Below are 14,640 nucleotides of genomic sequence, written 5' to 3' on the forward strand. Positions count from 1 at the left end.
CCTACAGTCGCTGTGGGAGCGGGCTTGCCCCGCGATCAAATCAAGCTGACACCACAAAAAACGACACGATCAACCCCACACCCACGAACCACACCAGCGAGCGCAGTGCAGCCCAGTCCGCCAGGTAGCAAATGATGTAGAGCAAGCGGCTGGTGATATACATCACCGCCAGCACATCCTGGGTCACTTGTTCGGCATTGCCGACGATATCGGCAATGATCACCGCCGCCGCAAACGCCGGGAACGCTTCAAAACTGTTCAACTGCGCCGCATGGGCGCGCCGTGGCAACCCTTCGAGGCTGTCGAGAAACGCCCGTGGATCATGGTTCTGACGCAGACCGAAACGGCCGCTGCTGAGCTTGGCGATACTGGTACAGAGAATCGGCAGGAACAACGCAATCAATACACACCACAGAGCAACGGTCATGGCTAAATCCTTGTCAGAGGGAACGTCAGAGTTTCATGATCAGCATGCCGATCAGCACCAGGGCACAAGCTAAGAGCCTGGGACCGCCAAAAGGTTCTTTGAGGTAGCGCATACCGAACAGCACCACCAGGATCACGCTCACCTCACGCAGCGCCGCCGCCTCGGCCACCGAGCCCAACTGCATGGCCCAGAGCACCAGGGCATAGCTCAACAACACGCATAAGCCGACCGCCAGACCAAGCCGCCACTGCAAGCGCCAGAACAGCATGAACGGTGCGCGACGAGCGACACCCGCCAGCAACGGAAACGGCCAGGCACTGAGCAGCGTCAACCATACAAGATAGTCCAATGGCTGCGACCACAGCCGGATCGCCTGGCCATCGAACCAGGTGTAGCAACCGATGCACAAGCCGATCAAGGCCACCACCGGCAGCATCGACCACGGCAGACGATCACCGCCCCCGCCCTGCCAGAGCAGGCAAGCCATGCCACAGGGAATCAGCAGAATGCCAATGATCTGCTGGCTGCTCAGGGTTTCACCCGCGAAGGTCAACGTCAGGGCCAGCACCACCAGCGGCGAGAGCCCGCGCATCAGTGGATACACCAAGCCCAGGTCACCGACGCGGTAAGCCTGGATCAACAGGAACCGATACAACTGCTCAAACAATGCCGAGGCCAGCAACCACGGCCACACCTCGGCGGGCGGGAACTGCACGAAGGCCACCATTACCAACGCAAACACCAATGCCACGGTATCCATGCTGGCAATGACCAGCAGGCGCTCGCCGCTGAATTTGATCAAGGTGTTCCAGGTTGCGTGCAAGAGCGCGGCAATCAGAACCAGGGAAGTGGCTAACACGCGAAAGTCCTTGGCTATGCAGGTTGGGTCATCAATGGCCAGCCGCTATCTAAGCATTTCCGTCAACGCGGCGTCGCGCAGATTCGCCTGATGCGCAACGAATTCCACACTGTGTGGTCAACGCATGCAGCAAAAAACTGTGCCCCCACCCGCCCGGCAGACCATCCAAAGGCTGCCCGATGGGATCGGGCGCCACATTGAAAGCCATTACAGGACCCGGAATGCTTGAGCTTGTTGCTGCGTTTATCTGTTTGACCACACTTCTTACCTACCTGAACTACCGCTTCATCGGCCTGCCGCCCACCATCGGCGTGATGGTCACCGCGCTGTTGTTTTCCCTGTTGCTGCAAGGCCTGAGCGTGATCGGCTACCCCGGCCTTGAAGAGCGCGTGCAAGGCTTGATGAGCCAGATCGACTTCAACGACTTGCTGATGCACTGGATGCTGTCGTTCCTGCTGTTTGCCGGCGCCCTGCACGTCAACCTCGCCGACCTGCGCAGCTATCGCTGGCCGATCGGCTTGCTGGCTACCTTCGGAGTATTGATTGCCACCGTGGTCATCGGCTTTCTTGCGCACTGGATCTTCGCCTTGTTCGGCTGGCACGTCAGCCTGCTCTACTGCTTGCTGTTCGGCGCACTGATTTCACCGACCGACCCGATTGCCGTGCTGGGCGCCCTGCGTACCGCCAATGCCTCAAAGCCACTGAAAACCACGATTGTTGGCGAGTCATTGTTCAACGACGGTACTGCGGTGGTGGTCTTCACCGTGTTGCTGGGCATTGCCCAACTGGGCGAAACCCCAACCGTCAGCGAGACGCTCGTGTTGTTCGCCCGCGAGGCGATTGGCGGTGCGGTATTCGGCGGCCTGATCGGCTATGTGACCTACCGCATGATCAAAAGCATCGAGCAGTATCAGGTCGAAGTCATGCTGACCCTGGCCCTGGTGATCGGCGGCTCGGCCATGGCCTACGAGCTGCACGTTTCGGCACCGATTGCGATGGTGGTGGCGGGGCTGATCATCGGTAACCTGGGGCGCAATCTGGCGATGAACGAGATGACCCGGCGTTATCTCGACGGTTTCTGGGAACTGATCGACGACATGCTCAATGCCCTGCTGTTCGCGCTGATTGGCCTGGAACTGCTGCTGTTGCCCTTCTCGTGGATGCACCTGGCGGCGGCCTGTGTCCTGGCGTTGGCGATCCTGCTGTCGCGTTTGCTGACTGTGGCCCCGGCCATCGTCATGCTGCGTCGCTGGCGCACAGTGCCACGCGGCACCGTGCGGGTACTGACCTGGGGTGGTTTGCGCGGCGGTGTGTCGGTGGCCCTGGCGTTGTCGCTGCCAGCGGGCAGTGAACGCGACCTGCTGCTGAGCATCACCTACATCGTGGTGCTGTCGTCGATCCTGTTGCAGGGGCTGACGATCGGGCGGGTGGTGCGCGGGGTTACCGAGCAACCTTGAGGCTCTTTCGCGGGGCAAGCCCGCTCCTACCAGTTCTCTGTGGGAGCGGGCTTGCCCCGCGATGCTTTCTTACTCTACCGCCGTATCAAACTGATCCTTGATGTACTTGATCTCGGTCCGCCCATGCGCCGCCGGCAGGCCGTCTTCACCGAGGTTGACGAAGACCATGCGGTCGACGGTCAGAATGCTCTTGCGGGTGATCTTGTTACGCACTTCACACTTGAGCGTGATCGAAGTCCGCCCGAATTCGGTGGCAGTAATGCCCAGCTCGATGATGTCGCCCTGACGCGAAGCGCTGACAAAGTTGATCTCCGAGATGTACTTGGTCACCACACGCTGATTACCCAGCTGGACGATGGCATAAATCGCCGCTTCTTCGTCGATCCAGCGCAGCAGGCTGCCGCCGAACAGGGTGCCATTGGGGTTGAGGTCTTCGGGCTTGACCCACTTGCGGGTGTGAAAATTCATATCTACTCCTGACCATCTTGCCAATCAATGTGGGTAATGATGGCAGAGCCTGCCGCCCTCCTCCATTTAACATCGACTATGGTCTCGATTAATCGACAGAAAACCTTGGGCTGATGCGCGGGCGCAGCTATAATCGCCATCGCTTTAAAACGGTAATCTGCACTTGATACCGTTCCCGCCACCTGTCCGAGGGGCGCTGCAGCAGGTTCAACCTGTCAGGCTCGGATGGGGCGTTGCCTGGCCAGGCTTGCCTGCAGGCACTAAACGCACAACGGCGCCCATTCGCACATTACGAATGGAGGCTCTTCATGAGCGCTGTAAACACGCCTGCCGGTTTTACCGATTTCAAGGTCGCTGACATCTCCCTGGCTGCCTGGGGCCGTCGCGAAACCATCATCGCCGAATCGGAAATGCCTGCACTGATGGGCCTGCGCCGCAAGTACCTGCAAGAGCAACCGCTCAAGGGTGCAAAAATCCTCGGCTGCATCCACATGACCATTCAGACTGCCGTGCTGATCGAAACCCTGGTTGCCCTGGGTGCCGAAGTACGCTGGTCGTCCTGCAACATCTTCTCCACTCAGGACCAGGCCGCTGCCTCCATCGCCGCTGCTGGCATCCCGGTATTTGCCTGGAAAGGTGAAACCGAAGAAGAGTACGAGTGGTGCCTGGAGCAAACCATCCTCAAGGATGGCGCGCCATGGGACGCCAACATGATCCTCGACGACGGCGGTGACCTCACCGAGCTGCTGCACAAGAAGTACCCGGCTGTGCTTGAGCGCGTTCACGGCGTGACCGAAGAAACCACCACTGGCGTGCACCGTCTGCTGGACATGCTGGTCAAGGGCGAGCTGAAAATCCCGGCGATCAACGTCAACGACTCGGTCACCAAGAGCAAGAACGACAACAAGTACGGCTGCCGTCACAGCCTCAACGACGCCATCAAGCGCGGTACCGACCACCTGCTGTCGGGCAAGCAAGCACTGGTCATCGGCTACGGTGACGTGGGCAAGGGTTCGGCCCAATCGCTGCGCCAGGAAGGCATGATCGTCAAGGTCACTGAAGTTGACCCGATCTGCGCCATGCAAGCCTGCATGGACGGCTTCGAACTGGTTTCGCCGTTCATCGACGGTATCAACAATGGCACCGAAGCCAGCATCGACAAAGCACTGCTGGGCAAGATCGACCTGATCGTGACCACCACCGGCAACGTCAATGTCTGCGATGCCAACATGCTCAAAGCCCTGAAGAAGCGCGCTGTGGTCTGCAACATCGGCCACTTCGACAATGAAATCGACACCGCTTTCATGCGCAAGAACTGGGCCTGGGAAGAAGTCAAACCACAGGTACACAAGATCCACCGTACCGGTGCTGGCGAATTCGACCCGCAAAACGACGACTACCTGATCCTGCTGGCTGAAGGCCGTCTGGTGAACCTGGGCAACGCCACTGGCCACCCAAGCCGCATCATGGATGGCTCCTTCGCCAACCAGGTACTGGCGCAGATCTTCCTGTTCGGCCAGAAGTACGCCGACCTGTCGCCAGCCCAGAAAGCTGAGCGTCTGACCGTTGAAGTACTGCCGAAGAAACTCGACGAAGAAGTGGCCCTGGAAATGGTCCGCGGCTTCGGCGGCGTGGTGACTCAGCTGACTCAGCAGCAAGCCGACTACATCGGCGTCACTGTTGAAGGGCCGTTCAAGCCACACGCCTATCGCTACTGATTCAAGTAAGTAGCTTCAAGCTTCAAGCTGCAAGCGGTTCGCGCCGTTTCTGCTTGAGGCTTGTGGCTTGTAGCTTGCCGCTGAAGAGAATCTTCTATGTCCCAGGAACGTCGTTACAGCTTCGAGTTCTTCCCGACCAAGACCGATGCTGGACATGAAAAACTGCTCGCCACTGCCCGCCAGCTGGCCAGCTACAACCCCGATTTCTTCTCCTGCACCTACGGTGCCGGTGGTTCGACCCGCGACCGCACGCTGAACACCGTGCTGCAGCTGGAAAGCGAAGTGAAAATCCCTGCTGCCCCGCACCTGTCGTGCGTCGGCGACAGCAAGGAAGACCTGCGCAGCCTGCTGACCCAGTACAAGGCTGCCGGCATCCAGCGTATCGTCGCCCTGCGCGGCGACCTGCCTTCGGGTATGGGCATGGCCAGTGGCGAACTGCGCTACGCCAATGAACTGGTCGAGTTCATCCGCCAGGAAAGCGCTGATCATTTCCACATCGAAATCGCCGCCTACCCAGAGATGCACCCGCAGGCGCGCAACTTCGAAGACGATCTGAACAACTTCGTGCGCAAGGCCAACGCCGGTGCCGACAGCGCCATCACCCAATACTTCTTCAACGCCGACAGCTACTTCTACTTCGTCGAGCGCGTGCAGAAGCTGGGCGTGAACATTCCTGTGGTACCGGGGATCATGCCGATCACCAACTACAGCAAACTGGCGCGCTTCTCCGACGCCTGCGGCGCCGAGATTCCACGCTGGATCCGCAAGCAACTGGAAGCCTATGGCGATGACGTCGGCAGCATTCAGAAGTTCGGTGAAGAAGTGATCACCCGCATGTGCGAACAACTGCTGCAAGGCGGTGCGCCGGGGCTGCACTTCTACACCCTGAACCAGGCCGATCCGAGCCTGGCGATCTGGAACAACCTCAAGCTGCCACGCTGATCGAAGCACTACAAAACTCGTAACAATTGCTGCGGGATACTCAAAAGGCCTTGGCATACGCTAAGGCCTTTCTGCTTTACAAGACAACGGACGCTCGTGCTTTCATGCCTCAAGGACATACCCCGCCTCGCCCGCAACTCGTTTATCTGGTTTTCGGCCCTGTAACCTACCATCAGGAAGCTCAGTTCAGCATTGTCAGCGCCCTTGCCAACCTGGCCAAAACACCAGGAGAAACCCTGGACATCCAGGTCTATAGCGACAACCCCGAACCGTACCGACATCTTCCGGTAATCGTCCACGCACTGGACGACGCTACCCGTGAAACCTGGAACCAACCTTATGGTTATCACTTTCGCAGTAAGCACGTCGTACTGCGCAAGGTCCTGGCCGATGCACCGGTTGCTGCACTGATCGATACCGACACCTTCTTCCATCAGTCGCCGATGGAGCTGTTCCGACGCATCCAGCCTGGCACGCTGTTATGTAACGCGATTGGCGCCACCTTCGGTAACGACAGGCATTGCCCGCTGTATCAAAGTCTGGCGCCCATGCTCGAGGCGCGCGGGCTGGCCGATCAGCACATGGACCTGCTCAACTCGGGCGTCATCGGCCTGACGCAGGAAGATGCGCCGCTGCTCGACCACTCGACTGCCCTGATGGACGAGTATTACCCGCATGCCAAGGGCGCTTACACCCTTGAAGAGCTTTGCCTGGCCGTTGCCGCCTACCGCCGCCTGCAGGTCAACCAGTGCACCGATCTGCTGCACCACTACTGGAGCCGCAAACAGCTGTTCAGGGCCAAAGTCCAGGCCTGGCTGGCCAAGCACCAAGAGGCGCCGTTGAGCTGCCAGGCCCTCGCGGATGTCGCCCTGGTCAATGCCGCGCTACCCCGGCCACCCGCCCTGCAACGTCTGGGCTACAAGGCGCTGAGCCTGACCTTGCCGAGCGAACAGCGCCAGTTTCTACGTGAACTGATGTACGGCTGTTACGAATACCCCAACGAGTTCGATCGAGCCTGCGCCAGCACCTGGTGGGACAAGGCGTTGGAAAACGTCACTACCCGCCAATCGCAGCCGCTATGCGAGCACACTCTGCGCCAGTGGTTCGGCCGTCCGGGCATGCGCCTGGGCCTGGGCCGCAAGCACACGACCGTGCGTGATTCGCTGCTAAAACGCGCCAAAGCCTGACAAGCTGGACTGCACAACACGCACGCCTACTAGCCATAGGCGTGCACACGTCGTAATCTCCAGCCATGCCAGATTTCTCCCGCCTGATTGCCGCCCTGTTGCTCACTTGCCTGAGTGCATTAGCCCATGGCGAGAAATTGCGTATCGTCACCGAGCCGTGGGCACCTTACGTGTACCTGGAAGATGGCCAGGCCAGAGGCTTCGACTATGAGGTCACCGTCGAGGTTTTCAAACGCCTGGGGGTAGAGTTGGACTGGCAGTTCCTGCCCTGGAAACGCTGCCTGGCGATGGTCGACCAGGGCCTGGCGGACGGCATTCTGGATATTTTTCAGACTGAAGAGCGGCGCAAACTGCTGTTCTACCCCAACGAACCGCTGTCGGATGTGGAATTCGTGCTGTTCTACGCCAACGCCCGCCCGCACAACGTCAGCAGCTTGAATGACTTGCGCGGTTTGACCGTTGGCACCTCGCCCGGCTATGCCTACGCATCCGTATTCAGTGAATCGACATTGTTCAGACGCGAGCCCGCGCCAACGCATGAAGCCAACTTCGGCAAACTGCAGCGTGGAAGAATCGATCTGCTGATAACCGACCGCCGCGTCGGGCGCTACCTCAGCAAAAACCTGGGCCTGGATCAGCAAGTCAGCGAGCTGCCGCTGGTGGTCAGCCGCCAGAGCCAGTACCTGGCGGTACGCCGCAGCGCTGGCATGGATGTGTTGATGCAGCGCTTCGCCGTCGAGCTGCGCCGCTTCAAGAGTGAACCGGCATACGCCGCCTTGAATGCCCGTTATGCCGGTGTCGGAGACAACTTTCGAACCACCGTTGAGCAGCAGGAACGCAGCACGCCCTGATTGCTCTGTTATACTCGGGCCTTCCCGCCAGGCTTACGCCCGGACGCTCGGCCTTGCAAAAGGCATCCCGACCGGCAGGATAGCGCGGCCAAACGCCCGCCCGCCATGCTCCGGATGCGCATTGAAGTCCCTGCTGGACCGGACGCGATAGCATCTTCCGATGCCCGTCGCGCCAGGCAAGATTATCCCATCGGGCTTAGCCCCCACTAAGAACAGGATTACTCATGTCCTTTGCTTCCCTCGGTCTCTCCGAGGCTCTAGTCAGCGCCATCGAGGCAGCTGGCTATACCCAGCCCACTCCGGTGCAACAGCGGGCTATTCCCGCCGTGTTGCAAGGTCGCGACCTGATGGTTGCCGCCCAGACAGGTACTGGTAAAACCGGTGGTTTCGCCCTGCCGATCCTCGAGCGCCTGTTCCCAGGTGGTCACCCAGACAAATCCCAGCGCCATGGCCCACGCCAGCCGCGGGTCCTGGTGTTGACCCCTACGCGCGAACTGGCAGCCCAGGTGCACGACAGCTTCAAGGTCTATGCCAGCAATCTCAAATTCGTCAGCGCCTGCATCTTCGGTGGCGTCGGCATGAACCCGCAGGTTCAGGCCATGGCCCGTGGTGTGGATGTGCTGGTTGCCTGCCCGGGTCGCTTGCTCGACCTGGCCGGTCAAGGCAGCGTCGACCTGTCCCACGTCGAAACCCTGGTACTGGACGAAGCCGACCGCATGCTCGACATGGGCTTTATCCATGACGTGAAGAAGGTCCTCGCTCGGCTGCCAGCCAAGCGTCAGAACCTGTTGTTCTCGGCGACGTTCTCCGAAGACATCACCGACCTGGCCGACAAGTTGCTGCACAACCCCGAGCGTATTGAGGTCACCCCGCCCAATACCACGGTCGAGCGCATCGAGCAGCGCGTCTATCGCCTGCCGGCCAGCCACAAACGCGCCCTGCTGGCACACCTGATCACCACCGGTGCCTGGGAACAGGTGCTGGTCTTCACCCGTACCAAGCATGGCGCCAACCGCCTGGCTGAATACCTGGAAAAGCACGGCCTCACCGCCGCAGCGATCCACGGTAACAAAAGCCAGAACGCCCGCACCAAAGCCCTGGCCGACTTCAAGTCCGGTGCTGTGCGCATCATGGTTGCCACCGACATCGCCGCACGCGGCCTGGACATCGACCAACTGCCGCACGTGGTCAACTTCGAGTTGCCTAACGTCGAAGAAGATTACGTACACCGCATCGGCCGTACTGGCCGTGCCGGGCGTTCGGGCGAGGCCATCTCGCTGGTTGCCCCGGATGAAGAAAAGCTGCTCAAGAGCATCGAGCGCGTGACGCGCCAGAAAATCCCGGATGGCGACCTGATGGGCTTTGATGCCTCCAAGGTCGAAGCCGAGAAGCCTGAAACCCGCGAGCGTCCGCAAAACGCCCCACGCGGTGGCCGTGGCCAGCGTGCCGATGGCACCAACAGCGGCAACGGTGGACGCAAGGACAAAGGCAAGGATCAGGGTAAAGAAAAAGGTCGCGACAAAGACAAGGAAAAAACCGCCGAGAAAGCTGCCGGTGGCCGCCAGGAACGCAAACCACGCGACAACAAAAAGCCACGCCAGCAGCAATCGGCCCAGACAGGCATCCCAGCCGTGCCAGCCGATCGCGATCCGGAAGAGTTCCTGGATGACGACGTGGACAACTTCGGCAACCGCGCCGACTACGTCAGCCCCTATCAGAACAAGGGCAACCAGGGCCGCAACCGTCGCCCGGGCGCGCCAGCCCAGAACGGTGCAGGCGCTAACGGCCAACAACGTAGCAACAACGGTGGTGGCCAAGGCCGCAACCAGGGCCAACGCAATGGTTCCGGTGGTTCGGCCAGCGGTGAGAAGCGCGGCGGCTCGCGCAGCGGTGGTGGTGGTCAGCAACGTCGTGATGGTGGTGGCCGTAACCGTCGCCCAAGCAGTGACAACCCGTCGAGCGAACCGGCTGTACGCAACCCGCGTGAGGGCCAGCCGCAGCCGAAAATCATGCACAAAGAGTCGAAGATCGACCGCTTCCCGACTGCCGAACAGCTGGAGCAACTGCCTAGCCGTCCGCGTGGTGAGAAACCTGCACTGCTGACGCGTAATCGCTGATTCAGTAACGCAGACACAAAAACGCCGCCCCTCGGGGCGGCGTTTTTGTGCGTGGTGTAGGAGCGGGCTTGCCCCGCGATTGCGATCTTCCTGATACATCGCATCGCGGGGCAAGCCCGCTCCTACAGGCGCTTACTTCTGTTTAACGCCTTCGACCGAGATGTCCAGGTCCAGAGTCTGGGAAGATGCACCTGGGCCTTTGATACCGAAGTCATTCAGGTTCAAGGTGGTGGTGGCGTTGAAACCTGCACGCTCACCGCCCCATGGATCTTTACCTTCGCCGATGAACACAGCCTTGAAGGTCACAGGCTTGGTCACGCCGTGCATGGTCAGGTCGCCCGTCACGTCAGCGGTTTTCTCGCCGGTCGACTTAACGCTGGTGGAGACGAACTTGGCGTCTGGGTACTTCTTCACATCGAGGAAGTCTTTGCTGGCGATGTGCTTGTCACGCTCGGCGTGGTTCGACCACAGGCTGGCGGTTTTCAGATCAACCGCGATTTTGCTGGCTTCTGGCTTGGCCGAGTCCCAGCTGAACGAACCATCGAAATCTTTGAAGGTACCGTGAATGAAGCTGTAGCCCAGGTGGCTGATTTTCCAGTCAACGAAAGCGTGTTGGCCTTCCTTGTCGATCTTGTAGTCTGCAGCCATGACCTGGCCAGCCGAAAGCAGTGCGGTACCGAGCGCCAGAGCGGCAAAAGTCTTCTTCAACATGCGTCTATATCCCTTTGGAGTGGAGGTTGAACATCAAGCTTTGCGGCCCAACATACGTTTGAGGGTCGCGTCACGGTCGATAAAGTGGTGCTTCAGGGCAGCCAGGCCATGCAAACCGGCAAAAATCACCAGGCCCCAGGCCAGGTAGAAATGGATCTCTCCGGCAACATCTGCCTGATCAGGCAAGTTACTCACCAGCGCTGGCACTTCGAACAGTCCGAACACCGGGATACCCACGCCATCGGCGGTGGAAATCAGGTAGCCGGCGATCATCACTGCAAACAGACCGAAGTAAAGCAGACTGTGCCCGGCCTTGGAGGCCAAGCGCGTCAGTTTGCCGTGGTTAGGCAGTGCCGGCGGCGGCGGGCTGATGAAACGCCAGGCCACGCGGGCCAGCATCACCGCCAGCAGCACCAGACCGATACTCTTGTGCAGTTCCGGCGCGTCTTTACGCCATGTGCTGTAGTAGTCCAGGCCCATCATCCACAGGCCAAGCGCGAACAGTCCGAAAACTGCCAGTGCCACACCCCAGTGCATCACGATGCTGACCAGGCCGTAGCGAGAAGATGAATTGCGCAGTTGCATTGCCGTGTTTCCCTGTAAGAACTGTGCTCAAGACTAACGCGTTATCTATCGAATTAAAGCGGAAAATTTTGCTTTGAACGATCGAGAAAGACGATTGTTAGTGTTTTACAGCGCTATTAAGGAAACATTAACTGCAGGGGAAGGTATGCAGCGATCGCGGGGCAAGCCCGCTCCCACCGACCCGGTAGGAGCGGGCTTGCCCCGCGATAAATTCAGCGCATTTACTGCGCCGAGGCAGGCTTATCGTTACTGCCAAACAGCCGAGAGAAGAAACTTTCCTTGCTCTCTTCTTTCTTCACCGGTGCCGCCGTTGGCGCCGCTTTGACCACGTCAAACGACTTGCCCGCCGCCAGGTCCTGAACCTGACTGGCCGCACGCTGGCCGCTGCGCAGGGCACCTTCCAGGGTGCCCGGGTACAATGCGTCAGTGTGTTCGCCAGCAAAGGCTACACGCTGCACCGGACGCTCCCACAGGCGCCAGAACTTACTGATCTGACCCGGACCGTAAGCCAGGTAGGCACCGCCCATGTTGGAATCGGTGCTGTAACGGCGGACTTCGTAGCCGGTGAATGCACCACGGGCCTGCGGGTAGAACGCATGCATGCGAATCAACACCTGGTCGACCATCTGCTTGTCGCCGAAAGCCTGCAGCAAGCGCGCATTGTCACCCGAGAGGTTGATCACAACGTTGGCACCACCTTTAAGCGCAGGCTCAACCCAGAGCATGCCCAGGCCGGTGTTGCTGAAGATCTCGCCAGACATACGGGCGCGGCTCTCCCACACCGGATGCTTGAACTTCAGCAACAGCTGGTCGCGCCAGCCGTAGTTGGTGCCCTTCAGGGCTGCTAGGTGCTTGGTGTCCAGGCCCGGCGTCATCTGGATCTTGGCCAGGGCCCGTAGCGGCACGGCCAGCACTACATAATCCGCCTGATAGCCGACGCTGCCGACTTTAACGGTGACGCCGTCCTTGTCCTGAACAATGGCGCTGACCGGCGAGCTGGTCTTGATGGTCTTCAGCTGTTTGACAAACGCCTGGGCCAAGACCGGGCTGCCGCCTGGCAGGCGTGCAGCGCGCAGGTCACGGTCGCTGACACCACGGTAGACACGGGTCTGTTGGGCGAAATAGAGCAGCGACAGGCGCGATGGCTCGTCGTAGCGCGTGCGGATCTGCTGGTTGATCAACTGCCGCGCCGTGGTTGGCAATTGCAGCTTGTCCAACCAGGTGGAGACGTTCAGTTGATCCAGGGCGAACAAGGTGCTGTTGGCGGCCGGATTCTGCGGATCATCAATCGAGCGCGCCAGGTCGTCGAGGGTCTTTTCGTAGCGTTTGAGCGCCTCGGCGGTGGCCGGCTGCTTGGTTGCCAGATCCGTCGAGCTGAAATACTCGCCGTCGATCAGGTAACCTGGCGTTCGCACGAATTCCGGTGCTGGCTGGGTACTGATCTTGAAGGTGTCGAGGTACTGGTTGAGGATCGGCTGGGCCTTGCTGTTACCGATCCATTCACTGGTGGCCAGGCCCGAACGCCCGCCCATCCCCGACTTGGCTTCAAGCAGGGTCACCTGCCAGCCTTTACCTTGCAATTCATAAGCAGCCGTCAGGCCAGCCAGACCACCACCGACGACGATTGCCGTCGGGGTTTTGTCCTTGGCCAGCGCAGCGCCGCTGAACAGTCCTATCATTACCAGCGCACAGGCGCGTAGCCACCCAGCAGACATGTTGGCGAACTCCGGTTTTAAGCAGAAAGTTAGGGGGAGACTCCCCCTGAAAAGAGTAGCCGAAGAATACGCGAGGCCAAGCCACCCGACCAGCGACACCAACGCTTGATTAACGGCTACGGGTTGTCCTTGAGCGACGCTTTGCATAGGCTTGCGCCGCATGTCTGCGCTGTCGTCGCCAGGAGAATGGAAATGGGCCTAAACCAACAGTGGATGCAACGTGACCTGAAGGTCCTGTGGCACCCCTGCACCCAGATGAAAGACCACGAGCAACTGCCGCTGATCCCGATCAAGCGCGGTGAAGGTGTGTGGCTGGAAGATTTCGAAGGCAAGCGTTACCTCGACGCGGTCAGCTCCTGGTGGGTCAACGTCTTCGGCCATGCCAACCCACGGATCAACCAGCGCATCAAAGACCAGGTCGATCAGCTTGAGCATGTGATTCTCGCTGGCTTCAGCCACCAACCGGTGATTGAGCTGTCCGAGCGTCTGGTGCAGATCACACCTGAAGGCCTGACACGGTGCTTCTACGCCGATAATGGCTCGTCCTGCATCGAAGTTGCGCTGAAAATGAGCTTTCACTACTGGCTCAACAAAGGCCAGCCAGCGAAGAAGCGCTTTGTCACGCTGAGCAACAGCTACCACGGCGAAACCATTGCGGCGATGTCGGTAGGTGACGTGCCACTGTTCACCGAAACCTACAAGGCGCTGCTGCTTGACACCATCAAGGTGCCAAGCCCGGACTGCTACCTGCGCCCGCAAGGGGTGAGTTGGGAAGAACATTCGCGCACGATGTTCGCGGCCATGGAGCAGACCCTCGCCGAACACCACGAAACCCTCGCGGCAGTCATTGTCGAGCCGCTGATCCAGGGTGCTGGCGGCATGCGCATGTACCACCCGGTGTACCTCAAGCTGCTGCGCGAGGCCTGCGACCGCTACGGTGTGCACCTGATCCACGATGAGATCGCGGTCGGCTTCGGCCGTACCGGAACGATGTTCGCTTGTGAGCAGGCGGGTATCCGCCCGGATTTCCTCTGCCTGTCCAAGGCCCTGACCGGCGGCTACCTGCCGCTGGCGGCGTGCATGACCACCGACGAGGTGTACAACGCCTTCTACGACGACTACTCGACCCTGCGCGCCTTCCTCCACTCGCACAGCTACACCGGCAACCCGCTGGCCTGTGCAGCGGCGCTGGCGACCCTGGACATCTTCGAGCAGGACAACGTCATCGCCAACAACCAGGCCCTGGCCCAACGCATGGCCAGCGCCACCGCACACCTGGTCGATCATCCGCATGTTGCCGAAGTACGCCAGACCGGCATGGCCCTGGCCATCGAAATGGTCCAGGACAAAGCCAGCAAAACCGCCTACCCCTGGCAGGAGCGGCGCGGCCTGAAAGTCTTCGAACACGCCCTGACCCGTGGCGCGCTGCTGCGTCCGTTGGGCAGCGTGGTGTATTTCCTGCCGCCCTATGTGATTACCCCGGAGCAAATCGACTTCCTTGCCGAAGTGGCCAGCGAAGGTATTGATATCGCGACCCGCGACAGCATTAGCGTGGCGGTGCCGGGTAATTTCCATCCTGATTTTCGTGATCCGGGCTAGTAAG

General features: G+C 60.0%; 12 protein-coding genes, 1 pseudogene and 1 riboswitch. Of the genes and pseudogenes, 7 read left to right on the plus strand and 6 right to left on the minus strand.

The features are described from left to right. Positions 1–40: 40 nt before the first annotated feature. The gene (locus ACP6KB_RS25580; RefSeq protein ID WP_442110336.1) at positions 41–427 is read right to left on the minus strand and encodes an MAPEG family protein; all 387 of its coding nucleotides are present in this window, start codon (positions 425–427) and stop codon (positions 41–43) included. A gap of 25 nt (positions 428–452) precedes the next feature. Beyond that, positions 453–1,286 carry an EamA family transporter gene (locus ACP6KB_RS25585; RefSeq protein WP_442110338.1) on the minus strand — a complete coding sequence of 278 codons (834 nt, stop codon included), beginning with the start codon at positions 1,284–1,286 and terminating at the stop codon, positions 453–455. Between the two features lie 221 nt (positions 1,287–1,507). On the opposite strand from ACP6KB_RS25585, the gene ACP6KB_RS25590 reads away from it, so the two are divergent. Next, positions 1,508–2,743, plus strand: a complete 1,236-nt coding sequence (locus ACP6KB_RS25590) for a cation:proton antiporter (RefSeq protein ID WP_442110340.1) — start codon at positions 1,508–1,510, stop codon at positions 2,741–2,743. A 69-nt stretch (positions 2,744–2,812) separates the two neighbouring features. Here the strand turns inward: ACP6KB_RS25590 and ACP6KB_RS25595 are convergent, their stop codons facing one another. Then, positions 2,813–3,211 (minus strand): acyl-CoA thioesterase, encoded by a 399-nt coding sequence (locus ACP6KB_RS25595; protein ID WP_195885514.1) that lies wholly within the window; start codon positions 3,209–3,211, stop codon positions 2,813–2,815. A 182-nt stretch (positions 3,212–3,393) separates the two neighbouring features. Further along, positions 3,394–3,498, plus strand: a riboswitch (S-adenosyl-L-homocysteine riboswitch). Positions 3,499–3,519: 21 nt separating this feature from the next. Between ACP6KB_RS25595 and ahcY the strand changes: the two genes are divergently transcribed. The 5 genes from ahcY to ACP6KB_RS25620 all read left to right on the plus strand — a co-directional run bounded on the left by ahcY (position 3,520) and on the right by ACP6KB_RS25620 (position 10,026). Beyond that, complete coding sequence (ahcY, locus tag ACP6KB_RS25600) at positions 3,520–4,929, plus strand: adenosylhomocysteinase (protein WP_442110342.1); 1,410 nt, start codon at positions 3,520–3,522, stop codon at positions 4,927–4,929. Positions 4,930–5,025: 96 nt separating this feature from the next. Continuing rightward, complete coding sequence (gene metF / locus ACP6KB_RS25605) at positions 5,026–5,871, plus strand: methylenetetrahydrofolate reductase [NAD(P)H] (RefSeq protein ID WP_442110344.1); 846 nt, start codon at positions 5,026–5,028, stop codon at positions 5,869–5,871. A gap of 104 nt (positions 5,872–5,975) precedes the next feature. Then, positions 5,976–7,058, plus strand: coding sequence for a hypothetical protein (locus tag ACP6KB_RS25610; RefSeq protein ID WP_442110346.1), 1,083 nt, complete (start codon positions 5,976–5,978; stop codon positions 7,056–7,058). 65 nt (positions 7,059–7,123) lie between these two features. Beyond that, on the plus strand, positions 7,124–7,909 hold the full coding sequence (locus ACP6KB_RS25615; protein WP_442110348.1) for a substrate-binding periplasmic protein: 786 nt from the start codon (positions 7,124–7,126) through the stop codon (positions 7,907–7,909). A gap of 224 nt (positions 7,910–8,133) precedes the next feature. Next, positions 8,134–10,026: a DEAD/DEAH box helicase gene (locus ACP6KB_RS25620; RefSeq protein WP_442110350.1), complete on the plus strand. Its 1,893-nt coding sequence runs from the start codon at positions 8,134–8,136 to the stop codon at positions 10,024–10,026. 132 nt (positions 10,027–10,158) lie between these two features. Here ACP6KB_RS25620 and ACP6KB_RS25625 read toward each other — a convergent pair whose 3' ends face one another. From ACP6KB_RS25625 to ACP6KB_RS25635, 3 genes and pseudogenes are all read right to left on the minus strand, one after another. Next, a complete protein-coding gene (locus ACP6KB_RS25625) occupies positions 10,159–10,737 on the minus strand; it encodes a YceI family protein (protein ID WP_442110352.1) in 579 nt (192 codons plus the stop codon). 33 nt (positions 10,738–10,770) lie between these two features. Next, on the minus strand, positions 10,771–11,322 hold the full coding sequence (locus ACP6KB_RS25630) for a cytochrome b (protein ID WP_442110353.1): 552 nt from the start codon (positions 11,320–11,322) through the stop codon (positions 10,771–10,773). Between the two features lie 239 nt (positions 11,323–11,561). Further along, a pseudogene (locus tag ACP6KB_RS25635) lies at positions 11,562–13,037 on the minus strand (flavin monoamine oxidase family protein); the annotation flags it as partial. A gap of 192 nt (positions 13,038–13,229) precedes the next feature. Between ACP6KB_RS25635 and ACP6KB_RS25640 the strand changes: the two are divergent. Next, positions 13,230–14,636, plus strand: a complete 1,407-nt coding sequence (locus ACP6KB_RS25640; protein WP_442110355.1) for an adenosylmethionine--8-amino-7-oxononanoate transaminase — start codon at positions 13,230–13,232, stop codon at positions 14,634–14,636. Positions 14,637–14,640 lie beyond the last annotated feature (4 nt).

Origin of the sequence: Pseudomonas sp. NUPR-001 (assembly GCF_052147955.1) — a bacterium.
In the GTDB taxonomy this organism is placed as follows: domain Bacteria; phylum Pseudomonadota; class Gammaproteobacteria; order Pseudomonadales; family Pseudomonadaceae; genus Aquipseudomonas.